Below are 928 nucleotides of genomic sequence, written 5' to 3' on the forward strand. Positions count from 1 at the left end.
GGAACCAGGCGGCAAAGCCGGGTGGCGGGACCGCGCGCGGCTCGATACGCGGCCGCCGGCTGCGTGTCAGTCCTGCGTGCCGCCGTCGTTCTTGCGGCCGCCCGGCGCGATCCCGCCCGCCAGCATCGCATCGGCGATCGCATCCCGCCCCTGCGCGCGCAGCCCGTCGGCCGCGCCCTGCACGTCGCGCGCGTCCTTGTTCTGGCTCAGCTTGCTCTTGCCTTCGAGGCGCGTGATCTCGATCTCGATGCCGACGATCGCCTTCATCAGCGTATCGACGAAATCGGCCGGCGCGTCGCCCATCTTCCACGGCGCCGGCTGCGTCGCCTCGTGGCGGCGCGTCAGCTTGGCCACCACGCCGCGCACGTAGCGTTCGTCGTCGCGCACCGTGATGCGGCCGTGCGCGTGCACCACCGCGTAGTTCCAGGTCGGCACCTGACGATGCGCCTCGTGCTTGCTCGGATACCAGTTCGGCGAGATGTAGGCGTCCATCGCGCGGAAGATCGCCAGCACCGGCGCGCCGTTCTCCACCTGCTGCCAGACCGGGTTGGCGCGCGCCACGTGGGCGTGCAGCACGCCGAGCGTGCCGCCGGCCGGATCGAGTTCGAACGGCAGGTGGTTGGCGTCGAGGCCGCCGTCGCCGTGCGTGACCAGCGCGCCGAACGGGTGGGCGGCGATCAGGGCGTGCAGCGCGTCGGGGCGCGCTTCGGTGAAATGGGCGGGCAGATACATGGCGGCTCCGGCAGGGCGGTGGGGCAGGGTTGATCGAATGGGCTGATTCTGCGCCGTCGCTGGCCTATGATGAAGGGCCAGTTTTATTCAATTTTTCTGGACCAGAAACGATGGCCCGCACCGCCCAGTCTTCCGACATCCCCTCGCTCGGCCCGCTCGACCGCGCAGCCGGCCAGTTGAGCCGCCAACTGGCGCA

Annotated in this window: 1 protein-coding gene; it reads right to left on the minus strand. The window is 70.4% G+C overall.

Features of this window, described 5'->3' with window-relative positions; genetic code table 11:
- Positions 1 to 66: 66 nt before the first annotated feature.
- On the minus strand, positions 67 to 732 hold the full coding sequence (locus G3N92_RS34460) for an FMN-binding negative transcriptional regulator (RefSeq protein WP_206131932.1): 666 nt from the start codon (positions 730 to 732) through the stop codon (positions 67 to 69).
- Positions 733 to 928: the final 196 nt, after the last annotated feature.

It is taken from the genome of Burkholderia sp. Ac-20379 (genome assembly GCF_017104645.1).
In the GTDB taxonomy this organism is placed as follows: Bacteria; Pseudomonadota; Gammaproteobacteria; order Burkholderiales; family Burkholderiaceae; genus Burkholderia.

Coding starts and splice junctions, on each gene's coding strand:
- G3N92_RS34460 (WP_206131932.1), bottom strand. CDS start 732: ATGTATCTGCCCGCCCATTTCACCGAAGCGCGCCCCGACGCGCTGCAC.